An 18514-nucleotide genomic window follows, 5' to 3' on the forward strand; every position below is an offset into this window, starting at 1 on the left:
GCAAAACAATGAGACTACATACAAAATTAATGGCGGCGCTCGCCGTGGCAAGTCCGCTGGCATATGGTCAAACCAGCGTGAGCTTGTATGGCCGCCTCGACGCCGGTCTGGAATACCTGAACCACATCAACAATGGCGCGGGCGGCAGTTCGAGCCGCTGGAGCGCTGAAGGCGGCGACTGGGGCACCAGCATGCTCGGCCTCAAAGGCAACGAAGATCTGGGCGGCGGACTCAATGCGATCTTCAACCTCGAAACCGGTTTGCAGGTCATGAACGGCACGACGAGCGGCGGGCGGCTCTGGTCGCGGCGCGCGTTCGTCGGATTGAAGAGCGAGCAGTGGGGCACCTTGCAGGCTGGCCGTAATCTGTTTATCGACAGCGACGGCGTTTGGGAATTCGATCCGTTCGTGCAGCAGGCGTTTTCGTCGGCCTCGCTCGTGCGCGGGCGCAACTGGCAGCAAACCAGCAACAACGTCGAGTATCACAGCCCGGTGTTCTGGGGTTTCGATGTGCAGGCGCAATATGCGTTCGGCAATCAGGCGGGCGCTTTCAACAGCGGCGCGGCCGGCGAGTTCGGCCGCTCGGACGGCATCATGCTGAGCTACCACTCGCCGCTCTTCGACGTGCGCGGCATCTACGACGAACTGCGCGACAACAACGGCCGATTCAGCAACATCTTCCAGGCATCGCGCGAATATTTCGCCGGCGTCAACGTGCATTTCGACGCGGTGAAGATCCAGGGCGCCTACACGCATTACTCGGCGCCCGATTCGCCGGTCGGCGTCGCCGACTCGGCCGATCACTACTGGCTCGGCGCCACCTACAACTTCCTGCCGCGCTGGGCCATGACGGCGGGCGGGTTCTACGTGAAGGTCGGCGACGGCTCGGGCGATGCCGCCCACGACCCGTCCGGCCACGCAATGATGTATGTGCTCGGCACCACCTACAACCTGTCGAAACGCACCTTCCTGTACGGCACCGTGGGCTACGTGCGCAATGGCAGCAACTCGAATTTCTCGCTCGAAGCATCGCCGCGCGATGCGAGCAACAATACGAGTCCGCTCGTGGGTGAATCGCAAACCGGTGCTTATGTGGGCATGCTGCATCAGTTCTGATGCAGCATAGGCGGCTGGCAGTTTGGCATCGCAGAAAGGGCGCTCTGATTCAGGCCGGCGCGCCCTTTCTGCATTCTCACGCTGCCAAATCCTCGCTCGCCGCCGACTTGCGCAGCCGCACCGGAATCGACTTCGACGCCGGCACCTGACTCGATTCCGCGTGATGCGAGAGCGGAATCAGGCGATTGCATTCCGGGTAGTAGCCCATGATGCAACCCAGCGGAATGTCGAACGCGTGGACATGCATGCCGTCCACTTCGCGCGTCACGTCGTCGTTCGAGACGGTGGAGATGCACACCGCGTCGCCTTCCGAAAAGCGGAGCCGCGTCATGTCGTCCTGATGCATGAGCAGTACGCTGCGGCTGCCACGCACGCCGCGAAAGCGGTCGTCGAGACCGTACACGGTGGTGTTGAACTGACTGTCGCCGCGCGCCGTCATCAGGCGCAGTACGTCTGGACCTCGCGACGGCATGTCCGCGTCTTCGTCGAGCGTCTCGGGCACGATGAAATTCGCCTTGCCGCTTGCCGTATTCCATTTGCGCTCGCAAGCGGCGAGTGGCCGGTGAAACCCGCCTGGTTGCCTGAAGCGCTGGTTAAAGTCCTTGAACTGATCCGGATAGGTGCGCTCGATTGCATCGCGCGCCAGCGAGTAGTCGTCCACCCACGCATCCCAGTCGATCTTCGGATTGCGCGGCAGCAGAGCTTTTGCAAGGCCCGCGACGATCGCGGGTTCCGACAGCAGCATGTCGCCGGCCGGCTCGGCGAGTCCGTGCGAGCCATGCACGCAGGCCGTGCTGTCCTCCACGCTGACCCATTGCTCGCCGCTCGCCTGGCGGTCGATCTCGATGCGCCCGAGGCACGGCAGCAGGTACGCGACCTCGCCGTGCAGCAGATGACTCCGGTTGAGTTTGGTGGCGATCTGCACCGTGAGCCGCAGCCGCTGCCACGCAGGGTCCATCACATGATGATCGGGAATCGCGACCTGAAAATTACCGCCTAGGCCGATGAAGGCTTTGACCTTGCCGTCGAGCACGCCACGGCATGCTTCGACCGTAGTCATGCCTTTGTCGCGCGGCGGCTCGAAGCCGTAGAGTTCCTTCAGCTTGTCGAGCGGCGCGAGTTCAGGCTTTTCCGTGATGCCGACCGTGCGCTGTCCCTGCACGTTCGAGTGACCGCGAATCGGGCAGATGCCCGCGCCCGGTCGGCCCATATTGCCGCGCAAAAGCAGCAGGTTCGACAGCATCTGCACGTTGTGCACGCCGCTGCGATGCTGCGTGATGCCCATGCCGTACAGCACCATCGCGGCATTCGCTTTCGCGTAGACACGTGCCGCGCTTTCGAGCGCGCCGCGGCTGAGTTGCGAGTGGTGCTCGATCTCTTCCCATGAAGTGGCGCGCATCGCGTCGGCGAAGGTTTCGAAGCCATGCGTATGGTCGGCGATGAAAACCGCGTCGAGCACCCGCGGCTCACCGTTGCGTTGCGCGTCGTCGTCCCATTCGATCAGCAGCTTGCAGAGTCCGGCAATCGCCGCCGCATCGCCGCCAATCTTCACCTGATGATATTGCGTGCTGATCCGCGTATCGGCCGGGGTGAGCATGTCGAGCGGCGACTGCGGGTTCGCAAATGTGACGAGCCCGCGTTCCTTGAGCGGATTGAACGTGATGATTTCCACGCCGCGTTTGCGCGCATCCTGCAACTGATGCAGCATGCGCGGCGCGTTGGTGCCGGTGTTATGGCCGAAGAACAGCATGCAGTCGGTATGCGTGAAGTCTTCGAGTTGCACGGTCCCGACCGGCACGCCGATCGACTTCGGCAAGCCGACCGAGGTGCTCTCGTGACACATGTTCGAACTGTCCGGCAGGTTGTTGGTGCCATACAGGCGCGCCATCAGCGCATACATGTAGGACGTTTCCAGCGACGCCCGGCCCGATGCATAGAACACCGCTTCATTCGGATCGAGCGCTTGCAGTTCGCTCGCGATTTCGGCGAACGCATGTTCCCAGGTGATCTGCACGTAGCGGTCGGTCGCCGGATCCCAGCGCATCGGCGCGGTCAGCCGCCCGCGCGACTCGAGTTCCAGACCGCTCCATGAGCGCAATTCGCTCAGCGTATGGCCGGCGAAAAAGTCCGTATCGATATGTTTGCTGGTGATTTCCCACGCGGTCGCCTTTGCGCCGTTTTCACAGAACTCGAAGAGGTGCGGGTCCGCGGGTTTGGCCCATGAACAGCTCACGCAGGCGAAGCCGTCGGGCTTGTTCTGCTGCGAGAGAATGCGGCTGCCGTTCAACGTCACGTGTTCCTGCACGAGGATCGACGCGACCGCTTTAACCGAGCCCCAGCCGCCCGCGGCGTTGCGGTACTCCTTGATGGGCGCGCTATCGGGTGTGCCGGGTGTGCCTTTCGTTGCGCTCTGCGGCGCGGTTTCGACAATGTGATCGGTGCTCATGTTGACTCCTGGCGGGTTGCCGGTCCCTGAGCGCCGGCTTACCCGAAGAGTCCGCAATTACCGGACCACTGGTTTAATTTGCGCTTACAAGCATTCCGCTCTGCCCTCGCTTTGCAACGCCATTTGGACAAGGCCATGCCTCGCTGACCGGCGGCGGCCTGGCGGGCGGATCGCCTTCGGGCGCACGATCCGGATCATTCGGCGGCACGTCGTCGGGCGGCGGCGACGGATCGGGATCGCTGGTCGGGCGCGGGGCGTCGGGGTCGACCTCCGGTGGCATCGGCGTATGCAGATGCAGATTCGGCATGCAACGCGTGCTCGTCATAGTCATCGTGGTCTCCGTGATGTGAATGCCTGTCGAGCGCAACCGGCATGCCACCGGCCCCATTCGCCGAGAATCTGGGCCCGTGGCGTGTGGAACAGCTATTGCTCGACCACAGCATGCGCGTGGCGCCACAGCGGCGGAACGCGCCGCGATATCACACCGGACATGACGCACAGAAGTGCAGGGACAAGGGAAAGACAAATGGCGCGACATAAGGCCGACGTTGCTGACGATGACTTCGAGATTTACGCCAGCTATCACGGAACAGGCGACGGCCGTTACGTAGGTGGACTGAAGGTTGTCAGAAAAGCGGACAGAAGAATTCTGTTTCCATTCGATGGCGCGCCCGAAATCGGGCCCTACGCGACCGCCGACGAGGCGCGCCGCGCCGCGATCGACTATGGCCGTGAGATCGTGGCAGCGGATCGCGCGAGCCCAGAGAACTGACGGATGGCGGCGCACTCGCGCCGCCGGAAGCAGGGATTGCCTTATGGCATGCCGCCGAGCGACGGAGAAATCGTGCTGCCACGACCTGGGTCGTCGGGATGTTCGTCAGGCAGCGTCGGCCGCGCCGAGAGCGGTGGATGCGTGCGATAGCAACTGTCGATCGAGGTATCGGCGAGGCAGCGCTGGAATGAGTCCGCGTCGTTCTTTTGCGCGAAGGTGTACAGGGTGCGTTCGACTTGTACTTCAGTATCGGATACGCGAATCGTCGTCATTGTCATGAGGTTCTCCTTTTTACAAATGTCGGTCCAGACCTCCACCGCACCTGCCGCAACGGCTGTGCCCAGCTTGCCGTTGGCGTGCTGAGGGGCGTGTTGACGGAGAGGGACCGGATGTTGCTGCATCGAAGACATATCCGAAATCAGAAGGAGGGCGGCATGCAGACCGAACCGCAGGACACCAACCCGCGGGACCAGCTCGACGCGCTAGTTACAGACGAAGTGAAACAGCGCAACAAGCCGAGTGGCACGCACTACGTCGAACCCAGCCCGCTCGGTATCGAGCCCGTCGAACAGACCGGCGTGGACAAGGCGACCAATCCGCCGCGCTCGAACGAGCGCCCGGCCCAAACCACCGAAGTCCCGCTCGGCACCGGCTCCCATGGCGAGCCGCCCGGAGGCGGCGGACGTGAATCGCGGCGCAAGCAATGATGCGGCGTATGCTGTTTCCGGAGTACAAGCCGGAAATCCGAGGGAGAGATGCATGCAACAGGAAAACGAACCGCTGAACCCCGGCGACGAAGACTCGGCGGATGCGCCCGGCGTCGGCGGCGGCTGACCAGCGGTGACGGGCATGCGCGGCACTCGACCTTCGCGGCCGGTGCCACGCAGACTGAGATAAACAAGCTAAGCGAGCAATACTTCATATGTTTGCGAAATTCGTCCATCGTCACGGCAGCGCGCACAGAATTGCCCAAAAAGAAGCGCGCGCGAAAGCAGGCGCGCTTTATGCGGCGCTGAAAAGATCGCCTGAGCCGGCTGGCGCGTTGTCGTCAACGCCAGTTGCAGGGGAGCACAGCGATCTTCAGGACGCAAAGGAGCAAACCATGTTCAACGATTCAAAGCATGGATTCGACGCCGCCAAGACCGAGTACGAAGCCTTCATGCTCAAGCCGCACGACTGGGTGCCGAACAACCGCACATTGCCGGTCGTGATTTACAGGCGCGCCCTCATGCCGGATAGCGGCGACCTCGCGGCCGCGTTCGAAATTCTCTTCGAACGCAATGCGTGGCCGCCGCAGTGGCGCGACGGCATTTTCGACTACCACCATTTCCACGCCACCGCGCACGAAATACTGGGCGTGACGGACGGCTCCGCGCAAGTGATCATCGGCGGACCGGGCGGCAAGGTGGTGACGCTATCCGCCGGCGACGCGATCCTGCTGCCGTCCGGGACTGGCCATTGCCTGCAATCGTTCGCCCGGCATTTTCGGGTCGTGGCCGGCTATCCGGAAGGCCAGCAGTGGGACATCCGCCGCGAGGCGCTCACGCCGGACGAACTCGCGGCCATGGAGGCGTTGCCTTTTCCGCCGCTGGATCCGATTGACGGCAAACATGGTCCACTAGTCGAGCACTGGCTGCGCGCGGCTTGATGCTGGCGCACGCCGTTTCTTCGCCCTTGTCCGCGCCGATCGGAACGGGCTCGCGTCGCAAGCCCTCCGAAAGATCCGCTTCCCGCAGCCAACCCATCCGATGCCGCGTGTAACGCTCCGTGCAGATTTGCGCGCATCGGCGCATCATCGTTGAGCCTCGCAGCGGTTCCTCATGCGTTCTTCCACGTAACACGGTTCGCCGGGTGCGCCGACACAGTGCGTCCCGGCTTTCTCTTCAACCGCCGAACAAGGAGTGTCCCATGCAAAACGATCCCGCCCTCGATCAGCTGTGCATCAACACGATCCGCACGCTGTCGATGGACGCTGTGCAAAAGGCCAATTCCGGTCACCCCGGCACGCCGATGGCACTGGCACCCGTTGCCTATCATCTGTGGCAAAACCATCTTCGTTACGACCCGGACGAGCCGTTGTGGCCGAACCGCGATCGCTTCGTGCTCTCGGTGGGACATGCGTCGATGCTGCTGTATTCGCTGCTGCATCTGGCCAACGTGAAGGCGGTGGACGAGGAGGGCAAACCGACCGGCGCGCCCGCCGTCTCGCTCAACGACATAGAGCATTTCCGCCAGATTGACAGCAATACGCCGGGGCACCCCGAGTACCGCATGACCACCGGCGTCGAGACCACCACCGGGCCGCTCGGCCAGGGGCTCGGCAACAGCGTCGGCATGGCGATGGCGGGGCGCTGGTGCGAGAGCCACTTCAACAAGCCGGATGCGCCGCTCTTCGACCATCGCGTCTACGCGTTGTGCGGCGACGGCGACATGATGGAAGGCATCTCGCACGAGGCGGCTTCGCTCGCCGGGCATCTGAAGCTGTCCAATCTGATCTGGATCTACGACAGCAACCGCGTGACGATCGAGGGCCATACCGACCTCGCATACAGCGACGACGTGGAAAGCCGGTTCCACGGTTACAACTGGCATACGCTGCGTGTGAACGACGCCAACGACGCCGCCGCGCTCGAAGCCGCTTTAGTCGAAGCGAAAAGCATCACCGACAGGCCGACTCTGATCGTGGTGCACAGCATCATCGGCTGGGGCTCGCCGCATAAGCAGGACACTTCGTCGGCGCATGGCGAAGCGCTCGGCGTCGAAGAAGTGGCGCTCACCAAGAAGGCGTACGGCTGGCCGGAGGACAAGTTCTTCTACGTGCCGGACGGCGTGCACGAGCGCTTCGCGGCGGGCATCGGCGCGCGCGGCAAGGCGGCACGCGAGCAATGGCAGGCGCAGTACGACGCGTACACGAAAAAATACCCGGAACTCGCGCGTGAATTCGCTCAGATGGAAGCGCACGAACTGCCGGCGGGCTGGGACAGCGACATCCCCACGTTCGACGCGGATCCGAAGGGCGTCGCGTCACGCGATTCGTCGGGCAAGGTGCTCAACGCGATTGCCGCGCGCGTGCCGTGGATGATCGGCGGCGCGGCGGATCTCTCGCCGTCCACCAAAACCAACCTGAAATTCGAAGGCGCGGGCAGCTTCGAGCACGATAGCTATGGCGGCTGCAATCTGCACTTCGGCATCCGCGAACACGCGATGGGTGCGGCGGTGAATGGCCTCGCGCTGTCGAATCTGCGGCCGTTCGGCTCCACGTTCCTGATCTTCAGCGACTACATGAAGCCGCCGATCCGCCTCTCGGCGATCATGGAAGTGCCGTCCATCTTCGTGTTCACGCACGATTCGATCGGCGTGGGCGAAGACGGCCCGACCCATCAGCCGATCGAGCAACTGGCCTCGCTGCGCGGCGTGCCGGGGCTCACCGTGCTGCGTCCGGGCGATGCCAACGAAGTCGCCGAGGTTTGGCGGGTGGCGCTGTCGGATCCGCGGCGGCCGTCATGCATCGTCGTGTCGCGTCAGGCGCTGCCCACGTTGGACCGCAGCCGCTATGCCGCCGCCAGCGGCACGCGGAAGGGCGCTTATGTACTCGCCGATGCGCCCGATGGACAGAAGCCGCAAGTGATCCTGATGGCGACGGGCAGCGAACTCTCGATCTGCGTCGACGCGTACGAGAAGCTCAAGGGCGAGGGGATCGCGGCGCGCGTGGTGTCGATGCCGTCGTGGGACATCTTCGAGCGCCAGGACGAGGCGTATCAGGACTCGGTGCTGCCACCGGACGTCGATGCGCGTGTCGCTGTCGAACAGGCTGCCTCGCTCGGCTGGGACCGCTATGTGGGCCGTCTCGGTGCGCAGGTGGTGATGCATACGTTCGGCGCGTCCGCGCCGCTCGCTGATCTGAAGAAGAAGTTCGGCTTCACGCCGGAGCGGGTGTACGAAGCGGCGAAGCAGCAGATCGCGCGGGTGCAGTCCAAGCGCAGTCAGGAGTAAAGGCACGGATAGGTCCGCCGCGGTAAAGAGCCGGTGGCTTGATAAGAGCCGCCGGCTTTTTTATCCGCCGCCGCGAACTCGCGGGCCGCCGCCGCTATCGCGCGATCAATTCGCCGGAATCGTCACCACCGGCGCCTTGCTGCTCGTATCGGCTTCGGCTAGCGCCATCAGATTCTGCACGACTGTAAAGGCATATTTCGAATCGAAGTCGTTGCGATCGACCCAATACGTCGACGGTCCATACGCGATCATCACGTAGGCATTCTCAGGCGGTGTTTTGCCGGAGTGCACGATGATGGTCGGCCTGGTCTCGCCGCCGATCAGGCCGACGGTCGGCTTGGTCGAGCCATCGCTGATACGCTCGACCGGCACCTGCACCTGGGCACCGAGGTCGGAAAGGATGCCAAGCACCGAGCGCGTCACCATCGGTATCTTGTCGCCCTTTTGCGATGCCGACGACGGCCCGTAGACAATCTCATAGGTCCGCGTATTCGACGACAGATGCAGCAGTTTGCGCACGCGGGCAAGATCGGCCGCCGTGGCCGGCGACTCGCCGCTGGTGGTCGCACCCATGACCAGATACACGCCCATCGCTCCGCTTTTGCCGTCCGCCTGGCGCGACTCGACGTTTAGTTCGCCGGCCAGTTGCAGACGCCGCAGCGCTTGCAGCAACTCGAAGAAACCCGGCGCACCCGCGCTGTTTTCGCCGCCGAGCGCATTGCCGTTCTGCAAGCCGCCCACCGATTGCGCGGTGATGCGCAACAGCAGATCGATCGGAATGCCGCCTTCGGCAAGCGGCAAAACCAGCGACGGCGCAAGCGGGCGGATGTACGCCGAGGCGAAGGCTTCACCCGTGGTTGGCGTGAAGGTGAAAGTCGGGTGATTCGAATATGAGGCGCTCCCCGTTGCGAGCGCGTAGTTCGGCTGGCTGCCCGAGCCGACGTTGGCCGTGGCGCCCGCGGTGGCATCGAACGTATAGGCGGCGATGATGCTGCTGACCGTCAGGAACGCGGGCGCGTCGCCGTAACGCAACCCGACCACGGCGGCGAGAATCTCGCGTTTCTTCGCATCGCCGAGGGCGCGCGCATAGTCGACCTGATCGGCTTTGAGGCGGGATGGTCCGATGTGGACGCAGGCGGAAGTGACGCAGGCCGCGCACAATGCCGCGGCGACAGAAGCGGTTCTGATCATAAGGACGGGAAGAGCGGAACGCTATCCCCTGAAGAATGGGCCCGCAACGGCGGTAGCAGGTCCTATTCCCGAATGGCGGCACGGAGGCGCCATCCGCCGTTTCATCCTATGAATAGCGGGGTTTTCTCTCGACGATGGCGATTGAAAGAGGATGCGCAGGATTTGCGATTGTTTTGCAAGATTTGCAGAATACGCACCTCCATAGCTGCCCGGCAGCTTAAGAGGAACCGTCCATTGCATCTGCCGGCGTGTCCGCCGAAACCTCGTCCATCCCGTCGAGCGTGTTGCGATAAGCGCGCGATTGCATTTCGGCGAGCCGGCTCAGCGTGCGCGACAGATCGTGCGCGCCTACCAGGCCGCTGAGCGCCGCTTCGATCGGTTCGTCCGAGGCGATGAACAGCGCACGCTTGCGGTCGTAGAGAATATCGACCAGCCAGATCAGCCGTTGTAGCGTGTGGGATTGGCTCAGCCATTCGGTGCGCAGATTGTCGAGAATCAGACCGTGCCATTGCTCGGCGAGATCCAGATAGTCGAGATGCGAGCGGCTCGCCACGCACAGATTCTCGAAGTCCGCCCACAGTAATGCCGCGCCCGCCGCGCGTGCGGCAAGCGGGCGGCCGGCCGCGCTCACCGTAACCGGATCCAGCGTTTCGCTGCCTTCATAACGCACGAAAATCTGGCGCATGGTTTCACGATTGGCGGCATCGAGCGGCGCGAAGAAATGCGGCACTTGTGCTTCTTCACCGCCGAAACGGTAGTCGCGCGCGCCGTCGAAATGAATCACGGTGAAGCAGCGTTTGATCTGGTCGATGGTCGGCAGAAAGCGCTCGTGAAACTCCGGGTCGGATAGCAGGCCATCCGGCGCGTAGTTCGAGGTGAGCACGATGTGTGTGCCGAGACCGATTGCGGTATCGAGAAAGCGGCCCATCAGGAACGCGTCGGCGATGTCGTGTACGTGGAATTCGTCGAAGCACAGCAACTCGACTCCATCGAGCCATTGCCGCGAGACCGAGCCAAGCCGGTCGTCGCCGCGCGGCTCGCTCACGAGCCGCCGGTTCATCTCACGCAGAAATTCGTGAAAGTGTAGACGCCGCTTGCGGCAGGTCGCCAACTCGAACACCGTGTCGACCACCAGGCTCTTGCCGCGCCCGGGCAGTCCGTGGCAATACACGCCTCGGTGCGCCATTGGCGAGTTGGACCGCGCGCGCCGGCCATTCGCGCCGAGCAGTGCAACGAGCGCGGCGATCGCTTCGCGCTGGCTCGCATCGGGCGCGATGCCACGCGCGGCCAAGGTGCGTGTGACTTGAGCGCCGTCAAGCATGAGCAAGCTTGCCGGTGCGTGGCGAAACGGTTTCGCAAGAGATGGCGGCGAATGCGGCAGCGGTGTCGATGGGCATAAAGGGGCGGCGGGCGGAAATCGCGTCAGTTTAACAAGGCGCGCTCATACCCGCTGCCGGCTCAACACCCGTTGCAACTCGCCCGGATCGACCGGCTTCGTGAAGTGATGGTCGAAGCCGGCGGCCACGGCCGTCTGCTTGTCCTGCTGCTGGCCCCAGCCGGTCACGGCGATCAGCACAATGCCGGCGTCCTGGTAATCGTGGCGAATGCGCCGCGCCACTTCATAGCCGTTCAGAAGCGGCAAGCCGATGTCGAGAATCACCGCCTGCGGCGCGAACGCGCCGATCAGTTCAAGACCGGCGATGCCGTCGCCGGCCGTGCGCACTTCGTGGCCTTCGAGTTCGAGCACCATCGCGAGACTGTCGGCGGCGTCCGCATTATCGTCGACGATCACGACGCGCAAACCCGCCGCGTGCGGCGTCTCAGTCGGCGCACTGTCGGACGGCAACGAAGCGGATTTGGTCAGCGGCAGGCGGATCACGAACTCGCTGCCTTTGCCGGGGCCGTCGCTGAAGGCCGCGACTGTGCCGCCATGCAGTTCCGCGAGGCCGCGCACCAGCGCGAGGCCGATGCCGAGGCCGCCTTGCGAGCGGTCCAACGCGGGCGCGAGTTGCGAGAACATTTCGAACACGCTGTCCAGATGCTCGCCCGGAATGCCGATGCCGGAATCGCGCACGACGATTACCGCTTCATCGCCCTCGCGTTCCGCAGCGAGCGAAATGCTGCCGCCAGGCGGCGTGTACTTGGCGGCGTTGTTCAGCAGATTCAGGATCATCTGCGACAGGCGCGTGGGATCGGCAACCAGATAAAGCGGCTCGCGTGGCAGCGTCACGCTCAGATGATGCGACGACGCCTGCACGGTCGGCCGCGCCGCTTCCATGGCCGATTGCATTGCGCGCGCCAGTTCGAGACGTTGCTTGCGCAACTCGAGCTTGCCCTGGGTGATGCGCGAGACCTCCAGCAGATCGTCGACCAGATGTGTCATATGTTGCAGTTGCCGGTCGAACACGTCGCGCGACCAGTTCAATTGTGGATCGGCGAATTCCTTTAGACGCAGAATCTCGAGCACGTTGCGCATCGGCGCCAGCGGATTGCGCAGTTCGTGCGCGAGCGTGGCGAGAAATTCGTCCTTGCGGCGATCGGCCTTCGAGAGTTCGAGATTCAGCCGCGTAAGTTGCTGCTCGGCGCGCCGTCGCTCGGTAATGTCGCGGTTGATGCTGACCGCCCCGTAAATATCGCCGCGTGCGTTCGCGAGCGGCTTGACCACGGTTTCGCACACGCCGCGCGAACCGTCGCGCCGCACGAACGGCAACTCGCCGCGCCACGTGCCTTCGGCGGCGAGCGCCGCGAGCGCTTCCCGGCGGATGCTCAGCGCTTCTTCCGGCGGCAGGAAGAGCGCGACCGGCTTGCCGAGAATCTCGCGCATGCGATAACCCAGCATGCGTTCGCCGCCCACGTTGAAGTCGGTGATATTGCCGCGCAGGTCGGTGATCACGATCGCATCGCTCAGGTGCTCGAAGATCGCGGCCTGGCGTAACAGGACCGTCTGCGCTTCCTTGCGTTCGGTAATGTCGATGCCGAGGCCGTAGATCATCAGCGGCTCGCCGTGGCGGTCATACGTGGCGCGCCCGCGGCCTTCCATCCAGCACCAGTCGCCGCTCGCATGCAGAAAGCGGAATTCGGCGACGTAGTCGTCACCGGCTTCCACCGCATGGTCCACTGCCTCGTTCAGCGCAACCAGATCGCCCGGATGAATCAGTTCGAAAAAGCCGCCGGGCGTATTGGCGAAGCGGCCTTCGGCATAACCCGCGAGCGCTTCCAGTTCGCGGCTCCACCAGAACTTGCCCGAATTCGGTTCGTGCGACCACGCGCCCATGCGCGCGCCGCGCATGGCGAGACTCAACACGTCGCGGCTTTCCTGCAACTCCCGCTGCGCGAGCTGATGCGCGGCCACGGACGCCTCGGCATTGCGCCGCGCGAGCAGCAGCTCCTGCTCGTACTTATGACGGTCGGCGACGATCAGCACCGCCACTTCGAGGTAAGTCACGTCGCCATGACGGCGGCGCACCGCGTTGAGCAGCATCGGCACCATGTGGCCGTCGCGATGCATCATGTTCAGCTTGACCTCGGCCACCGAACCCTGCATTTGCAGCAGTGGCGCCCAATGCGTCTGATAGAACACCTTGCCGCCCGCGCTCAGCAGATCCTGGATTTGCTTCGCCCCGGCAAGCTCCGCGGTCTCATAGCCGAGCCAGCCGCAGAAGGTCGCGTTCACGCGCAGGATGCGTCCGTTGGCATCGGTGACGAGCAGGCCGCAGGCGGCGTGCTCGAATAATGCGTCGGCTGAGGGCAGCGGGCGGTCCGTGCTTTGCATCGTGCTACAGGCTCATCGGCCCGAGAAAGGCGTTCATCGCGTCCGCGCTTGCGCTCGGTGAGCTGAGGTGCGGACAATGGCCGACGTTCTCGATGAGATGCAGCGTGCTGCCAGGCATCATGCGGTGCAGATATTCGCCGACCGCGCACGGCGCGATGATGTCGTCGCTACATTGCAGAATCAGCGTGGGCGTGGTCGCGCGCGACAGTATCGCGCGATGGTCGGAGAGAAACGTGACGCGCGCGAATTGCCGCGCGATCTCGGGGTCGGTGCGGCAGAAACTGTTGGTCAGTTCGACGCCGAGCTCCGGCTGCTCCGGCGCGCCCATAATGGCCGGCGCCATCGTGCTCGACCAGCCGAGGTAGTTGCTTTCGAGGGTGCGCAGCAGGTCTTCGATATCGTCGCGCGAGAAGCCGCCGACGTAGTCGCCGTCGTTCACATAACAGGGCGAGGGGCCCACCATGATGAGCGCGGAGAAGAGTTGCGGCGCCTTGAGACTCGCGATCAGGCCGATCATCGCGCTGACGGAGTGGCCGACGAACACCACCGGACCCTCGGCGACTTCGCGGATGATCTCGATCAGGTCGCTGGCGTAGCCGTACAGCGAGTCGTACTTGTCGATGTCGTAGGCGCTCAGATCCGACGAGCCGCTGCCGACGTGATCGAACAGCACGGTCCGGTATTCGTCATGAAACGACGGTGCGAGGTAGCGCCACATGGTTTGATCGCAACCGAAGCCGTGCGCCAGCACCATGGTCCGCTTGCCGTTGCCGGAAATCTGTATGTTGTTGCGCAGGGTGATGCTCATTGTCGGGTCCTGAAGCCTGCCGGGTGGAGGCGGTTACGCCAGGCGTGCGCCTCGGCCGGTATTCAGGAGAATGTTACCCCAGTCTTGCCATTCGCCATGTTGCCCGAGGAGTAGGGCGCATCGCGGCGAGGCTCAATCGGTCTTGATTTCCGGTTGCGGCGCCTGAAGCGGCTCGCTTCCGAATCGTTCGTATTGCGAAATCACCTGGGCTCCCAGCAGCAGCAAGGTCGCCAGCCACTCCAGGCTGAACAGGATCACGATGGCCATGGTCAGCGATCCGTACACCAGGCTCACCTGCGAGAGAGTCGCGAAATACCAGACCAGCACGTGCCGCGTAATCTCCCATAGCACCGCGGCGACCACGCCGCCGAACAGCGCATGTTTGAGCGAAGGGCGCCCGACCGGCATCACCATATAGATCGAGGTCAGCACGAACACCTCGCCCGCGAGGCCGAGCAGATACAGCACGACGCGCGAGAGTCCCTGCAACGAAACATGCAGGCCGAATAGTTCGATGCCTTCGGCGCCGATCGCCTCGAGACCGCTCGACACGAAGGTGACGATCAGCAGGCCGACGCCGAGACACAGAATGTAGCAATACGGCAGCATCGCCGAGAGCAGGAAGTGACGCCGCCTTACCACCACGCGGTGGACGAAAATCAGCGACATCGCGTTTTCGAGCACGGTGAAGGCCAGCGAACTGAAGAAGATCATCGTCAGCAACAAGACCCAGCCGATCACCGCGCGATGTGCGAGAAAATTGGCCAGTTCGCGCACCAGCGCATTTGACTGGCCCGGCACCAGCCATTGCAATAGATGCGCGAGCGCCGCGAGCAAAGTATGTTGGGGCACGAAGCGCGACAGGGCGATCACGATCAGGATCATGAGCGGCACGATCGAAAGCAACGCGTAATACGCGACCGCGCCCGCGAGCAGCAAGCCCTGGTTGGCGCGAAATGCCTTCAAGGTTTGCAGCGCGAATGTACCGGGATGTTTCGCCACATATAACGCGTGGTCGTCGATGATGGATTGCATGTGACCTCACAGCGCGCGTGGCTGGCCTGCCGGAATGCCGGTTTTGCCGACGCGCTTGCCTTGTTGCTCATGCATACTTAAGCAAGAATGCAGCCACGCTGGCGTTGCCGTTTCTTGCTGTCACGCCGATTCGCCAATGCGCGCCAGGAATGCAGTTTGCTTGGCGGCTGTATCGACGTTGCGTCGACATGCTTCAACACGTATGAAAACGGCGATTGTCATATAGACATCTATCATTCGCAGACACGACGTGCCATCTTTCCCATCGGAATCACCATTGACTATAGCCTCTGACGAAGCAGATCTCGCGGACCTGGTGGTGGCGCGGCCCGAGGGGTTGTATTGCCCGCCCGGCGACTTCTATATCGACCCGTGGCGCCCCGTGGAACGTGCGGTGATTACGCATGCGCATTCCGATCACGCGCGCTTCGGACATCGGCACTATCTCGCGTCGCAAGCGGGGGCGACCGTGCTGCTGTCGCGTTTGCCCGGCGTATCACTGCAAACCCTGGCGTACGGCGAGCGGCTCGATCTCAACGGCACGACGGTGTCGCTGCATCCCGCTGGGCATGTACTCGGCTCGGCGCAACTGCGGATCGAACACCGCGGGCGCGTATGGGTGGCATCGGGCGACTACAAGCTCGACCCCGACCCGACCTGCGATGCCTTCGAACCGGTGCGCTGCAATACCTTCATAACCGAGTCGACTTTCGGCCTGCCGATCTATCGGTGGGACCCGCCGCAAACCGTGTTCGACGGTGTCGATTCGTGGTGGCGGCATAACGCGGCCGAAGGACGCGCATCGGTGCTGTTCTGCTATTCGTTCGGCAAGGCGCAGCGCGTGCTGGCGAGCGTCGATGCCGGCATTGGGCCGATCTTCTGTCACGGCGCCGTGGAGCCGCTCAATCGCGCGTTTCGGGAGGCCGGCGTGCGCTTGCCGCCGGTGCGTCTCGTGAGCGAGATCCCGCTCAAGGACAAGGTGGCGTTCCGGCAGGCGTTGATCGTGGCGCCGCCGTCCGCGCAGGGCAGCGCATGGCTCAAGCGCTTCGGCGACTATAGCGACGCGTTCGCGTCGGGCTGGATGCGTCTGCGTGGCGCGCGCCGCAGGCGTGGCGTCGACCGTGGCTTCGTGCTGTCGGATCACGCCGATTGGCCCAGCCTGCAAACGGCCATTCAGGCGACGGGCGCTGAACGTGTGATCGTCACGCATGGCTCGGTCGAGCCGATGGTGCGCTGGTTGCGTGAGCAAGGCCTCGAGGCCGGCGCGTTTGAAACACAATATGGCGACGATACCGTCGAGGCCGACGCCGCGGGCGCGGATGAAACAGCCACGACGGGCAGCGTGCCGCACGAGTTCGATGAGGCCGCCGAGCAAGACGCCGCCACTGACGACACGGCCAACGCCGCCGACCCGTCGAGCCGCGCATGAAACGCTTCGCCGCCCTCTACACCGCGCTCGACGCGACCACGTCCACGCACGACAAACTCGAAGCGCTCACGAGCTACTTCGCCGTGGCCGAGCCGGAAGATGCGGCGTGGGCCTCGTATTTTCTCGCCGGCGGCAAACCGCGCCAGTCGGTGCCGACGCGTCTACTGACGGAAATTGCCCGCGAGCGCGCCGGTTTGCCCGCCTGGTTATTCGAGGAGTCCTATCACGCGGTGGGCGACCTCGCCGAAACCATCGCCCATATCCTGCCGCCAGCGCAACGCAGTTCCGAATTGGGCCTCACGCAATGGATCGAGCAACGCGTGCTGACTTTGCGTGGCGTCGCGCCGGAAGAGTTGCGCACACGCTTGATCGGCTACTGGGACGAGCTCGACTGGGGCGGCCGTTTTCTGCTGACCAAACTGATCGGCGGCGGGTTTCGGGTCGGCGTCGCGCGGCAACTGGTGGTGAGGGCGCTGGCGGAAGTAGCGGGCGTCGATCATAAACGGATCGCGCAACGCATGGTCGGTTGGACCGACTCGCAACAGAAGCCCGATGCCGCGCGCTATCTGCGTTTGATCGCACCCGAAGCGACAGGTGACGAGACGCAGTCCGGCGATCACCAGCAGGAGAGCGATCTCGGCCTGCCGTATCCGTTCTTTCTCGCGCATCCATTGCAGGCCGATCCGGCGACGCTAGGCGACCCGTCGCAGTGGCAGATCGAATGGAAGTGGGACGGCATTCGCGCGCAACTGGTCAAACGTGGTGGACGTGTCTGGTTGTGGTCACGCGGTGAGGATCTGATCACGGATCGATTCCCCGAAGTGGCGGCTTTAGGCGAAGCGTTACCGGACGGTTGCGTGATCGACGGAGAGATTCTCGCTTGGGAGCCGGGCGCGATGGCGCCATTGCCGTTCGCGCGCCTGCAACCACGGATTGCCCGTAAAACGCTGACTAAAAAAATCCTCGCCGATTCGCCCGCCACACTGCTTGCCTACGATCTGCTCGAAGCGCACGGCAAGGATCTGCGCATGACGCCGCTCGCCGAGCGGCGGTCGCAACTGGATGCGCTGGCCATTTCCATCGACAGCACGCTCGCGCGCGATCTGCTGCGTGTGTCGCCGCTAGTGCGCGCCGCGGACTGGCAGGCGCTCGCGGCGTTACGCGACGAGAGCCGATCACGCGGTGTGGAAGGGCTGATGGTCAAGCAACGCGAATCGATGTATGGCGTGGGCCGCACCAAGGCATCTGGCACATGGTGGAAATGGAAGATCGATCCGTATGCAGTCGATGCCGTGCTGCTTTATGCGCAACGCGGCCACGGCCGCCGCGCCAGTCTCTACACCGATTTCACCTTCGCGGTGTGGGACGAAGCGAACGGCGTGCGCACGCTGGTGCCGTTCGCGAAGGCTTATTCCGGACTAACCGACGAAGAGATGCGTCAGGTGGATGCCATCGTTCGCAAGACCACGATCGAAAAGTTCGGCCCTGTGCGCAGTGTGACGCCCACCCTGGTATTCGAAATCGGCTTCGAGGGCATTCAGGCAAGTCCGCGTCATAAATCCGGCGTGGCGGTGCGCTTTCCGCGCATGCTGCGCTGGCGCACGGACAAACATATCGACGACGCCGATACGCTGGCCATGCTCAAGGGCTTCATCGATGATCGTGCGGGATAACCCGCTGAGTACAAATCCCTAAAAGGGTGCCGGGTTTTTCTCGACAGGATTCCTGCGTTATCGATGATAGCCTCAAGGCGTGCCATCCAGCGCACGCGGCAAGGGCGGCCTGCGCGACACGAGTGCGTCTCGCCGACGCGTGAACGTCCGTTCTCAATGCCTCAACGCACTTAAATCAACCAGCGGCGTTTTATTGCGTGAGCTATGGTGAGGTAAGGCGTACGCTGCGGCGCTGCAAGCGCGGTGCGACGCGAACAGAAACCATCGTCTGGAGAACGAT

The 18514-nt window shown here is 63.4% G+C and carries 15 protein-coding genes; 7 read left to right on the forward strand and 8 right to left on the reverse strand.

All coding sequences use genetic code 11. From position 1 onward, the window contains the following. The first annotated feature begins 8 nt into the window (after positions 1-8). On the forward strand, positions 9-1115 hold the full coding sequence (locus P0D80_RS17890) for a porin (RefSeq protein ID WP_494471457.1): 1107 nt from the start codon (positions 9-11) through the stop codon (positions 1113-1115). Positions 1116-1191: 76 nt separating this feature from the next. Here P0D80_RS17890 and P0D80_RS17895 read toward each other — a convergent pair whose 3' ends face one another. Beyond that, positions 1192-3561 carry an FdhF/YdeP family oxidoreductase gene (locus P0D80_RS17895; RefSeq protein WP_408285756.1) on the reverse strand — a complete coding sequence of 790 codons (2370 nt, stop codon included), beginning with the start codon at positions 3559-3561 and terminating at the stop codon, positions 1192-1194. Positions 3562-3634: 73 nt separating this feature from the next. Then, positions 3635-3892, reverse strand: coding sequence for a hypothetical protein (locus P0D80_RS17900; protein ID WP_408285757.1), 258 nt, complete (start codon positions 3890-3892; stop codon positions 3635-3637). A 195-nt stretch (positions 3893-4087) separates the two neighbouring features. Between P0D80_RS17900 and P0D80_RS17905 the strand changes: the two genes are divergently transcribed. Further along, positions 4088-4333, forward strand: coding sequence for a DUF6723 family protein (locus tag P0D80_RS17905; protein WP_132377273.1), 246 nt, complete (start codon positions 4088-4090; stop codon positions 4331-4333). A 41-nt stretch (positions 4334-4374) separates the two neighbouring features. On the opposite strand, the gene P0D80_RS17910 is transcribed toward P0D80_RS17905, so the two are convergent. Further along, the gene (locus P0D80_RS17910; RefSeq protein WP_132377272.1) at positions 4375-4611 is read right to left on the reverse strand and encodes a hypothetical protein; all 237 of its coding nucleotides are present in this window, start codon (positions 4609-4611) and stop codon (positions 4375-4377) included. Between the two features lie 156 nt (positions 4612-4767). Here P0D80_RS17910 and P0D80_RS17915 point away from each other — a divergent pair, with 156 nt between their 5' ends. From P0D80_RS17915 to tkt, 3 genes are all read left to right on the forward strand, one after another. Further along, positions 4768-5040: a hypothetical protein gene (locus tag P0D80_RS17915; protein ID WP_408285760.1), complete on the forward strand. Its 273-nt coding sequence runs from the start codon at positions 4768-4770 to the stop codon at positions 5038-5040. A gap of 395 nt (positions 5041-5435) precedes the next feature. After that, positions 5436-5981 carry a cupin domain-containing protein gene (locus P0D80_RS17920; protein ID WP_408180178.1) on the forward strand — a complete coding sequence of 182 codons (546 nt, stop codon included), beginning with the start codon at positions 5436-5438 and terminating at the stop codon, positions 5979-5981. 260 nt (positions 5982-6241) lie between these two features. Then, a complete protein-coding gene (tkt, locus tag P0D80_RS17925) occupies positions 6242-8326 on the forward strand; it encodes a transketolase (RefSeq protein ID WP_408285762.1) in 2085 nt (694 codons plus the stop codon). Positions 8327-8431: 105 nt separating this feature from the next. On the opposite strand, the gene P0D80_RS17930 is transcribed toward tkt, so the two are convergent. From P0D80_RS17930 to P0D80_RS17950, 5 genes are all read right to left on the reverse strand, one after another. Next, the gene (locus P0D80_RS17930) at positions 8432-9517 is read right to left on the reverse strand and encodes a hypothetical protein (protein ID WP_408285764.1); all 1086 of its coding nucleotides are present in this window, start codon (positions 9515-9517) and stop codon (positions 8432-8434) included. Between the two features lie 217 nt (positions 9518-9734). Continuing rightward, positions 9735-10838, reverse strand: coding sequence for a cell division protein ZapE (gene zapE, locus P0D80_RS17935; RefSeq protein ID WP_408285765.1), 1104 nt, complete (start codon positions 10836-10838; stop codon positions 9735-9737). A gap of 120 nt (positions 10839-10958) precedes the next feature. Further along, the gene (locus P0D80_RS17940) at positions 10959-13289 is read right to left on the reverse strand and encodes a hybrid sensor histidine kinase/response regulator (RefSeq protein WP_408180174.1); all 2331 of its coding nucleotides are present in this window, start codon (positions 13287-13289) and stop codon (positions 10959-10961) included. Between the two features lie 4 nt (positions 13290-13293). Continuing rightward, on the reverse strand, positions 13294-14097 hold the full coding sequence (locus P0D80_RS17945; protein ID WP_132377265.1) for an alpha/beta fold hydrolase: 804 nt from the start codon (positions 14095-14097) through the stop codon (positions 13294-13296). A 132-nt stretch (positions 14098-14229) separates the two neighbouring features. After that, a complete protein-coding gene (locus P0D80_RS17950) occupies positions 14230-15132 on the reverse strand; it encodes a YihY/virulence factor BrkB family protein (protein ID WP_132377264.1) in 903 nt (300 codons plus the stop codon). A 277-nt stretch (positions 15133-15409) separates the two neighbouring features. Between P0D80_RS17950 and P0D80_RS17955 the strand changes: the two genes are divergently transcribed. Both P0D80_RS17955 and P0D80_RS17960 read left to right on the forward strand, forming a co-directional pair. Then, entirely contained in the window at positions 15410-16561 is a 1152-nt protein-coding gene (locus P0D80_RS17955) for a ligase-associated DNA damage response exonuclease (RefSeq protein ID WP_408285770.1), read from the forward strand. Next, entirely contained in the window at positions 16558-18234 is a 1677-nt protein-coding gene (locus P0D80_RS17960; RefSeq protein WP_408285772.1) for an ATP-dependent DNA ligase, read from the forward strand. The genes P0D80_RS17955 and P0D80_RS17960 overlap by 4 nt, the downstream gene beginning before the upstream one ends. Positions 18235-18514 lie beyond the last annotated feature (280 nt).

Origin of the sequence: Paraburkholderia sp. RL17-373-BIF-A (assembly GCF_046030175.1) — a bacterium.
In the GTDB taxonomy this organism is placed as follows: Bacteria; Pseudomonadota; Gammaproteobacteria; order Burkholderiales; family Burkholderiaceae; genus Paraburkholderia.

Excerpts from the sequence above, each read along its gene's own strand:
- tkt (WP_408285762.1), top strand. The coding sequence starts at position 6,242 with ATGCAAAACGATCCCGCCCTCGATCAGCTGTGCATCAACACGATCCGC.
- P0D80_RS17890 (WP_494471457.1), top strand. The coding sequence starts at position 9 with ATGAGACTACATACAAAATTAATGGCGGCGCTCGCCGTGGCAAGTCCG.
- P0D80_RS17940 (WP_408180174.1), bottom strand. The coding sequence starts at position 13,289 with ATGCAAAGCACGGACCGCCCGCTGCCCTCAGCCGACGCATTATTCGAG.
- P0D80_RS17900 (WP_408285757.1), bottom strand. The coding sequence starts at position 3,892 with ATGACTATGACGAGCACGCGTTGCATGCCGAATCTGCATCTGCATACG.
- P0D80_RS17945 (WP_132377265.1), bottom strand. The coding sequence starts at position 14,097 with ATGAGCATCACCCTGCGCAACAACATACAGATTTCCGGCAACGGCAAG.
- P0D80_RS17930 (WP_408285764.1), bottom strand. The coding sequence starts at position 9,517 with ATGATCAGAACCGCTTCTGTCGCCGCGGCATTGTGCGCGGCCTGCGTC.
- P0D80_RS17950 (WP_132377264.1), bottom strand. The coding sequence starts at position 15,132 with ATGCAATCCATCATCGACGACCACGCGTTATATGTGGCGAAACATCCC.
- P0D80_RS17960 (WP_408285772.1), top strand. The coding sequence starts at position 16,558 with ATGAAACGCTTCGCCGCCCTCTACACCGCGCTCGACGCGACCACGTCC.
- zapE (WP_408285765.1), bottom strand. The coding sequence starts at position 10,838 with ATGCTTGACGGCGCTCAAGTCACACGCACCTTGGCCGCGCGTGGCATC.
- P0D80_RS17910 (WP_132377272.1), bottom strand. The coding sequence starts at position 4,611 with ATGACAATGACGACGATTCGCGTATCCGATACTGAAGTACAAGTCGAA.
- P0D80_RS17895 (WP_408285756.1), bottom strand. The coding sequence starts at position 3,561 with ATGAGCACCGATCACATTGTCGAAACCGCGCCGCAGAGCGCAACGAAA.
- P0D80_RS17915 (WP_408285760.1), top strand. The coding sequence starts at position 4,768 with ATGCAGACCGAACCGCAGGACACCAACCCGCGGGACCAGCTCGACGCG.
- P0D80_RS17920 (WP_408180178.1), top strand. The coding sequence starts at position 5,436 with ATGTTCAACGATTCAAAGCATGGATTCGACGCCGCCAAGACCGAGTAC.
- P0D80_RS17905 (WP_132377273.1), top strand. The coding sequence starts at position 4,088 with ATGGCGCGACATAAGGCCGACGTTGCTGACGATGACTTCGAGATTTAC.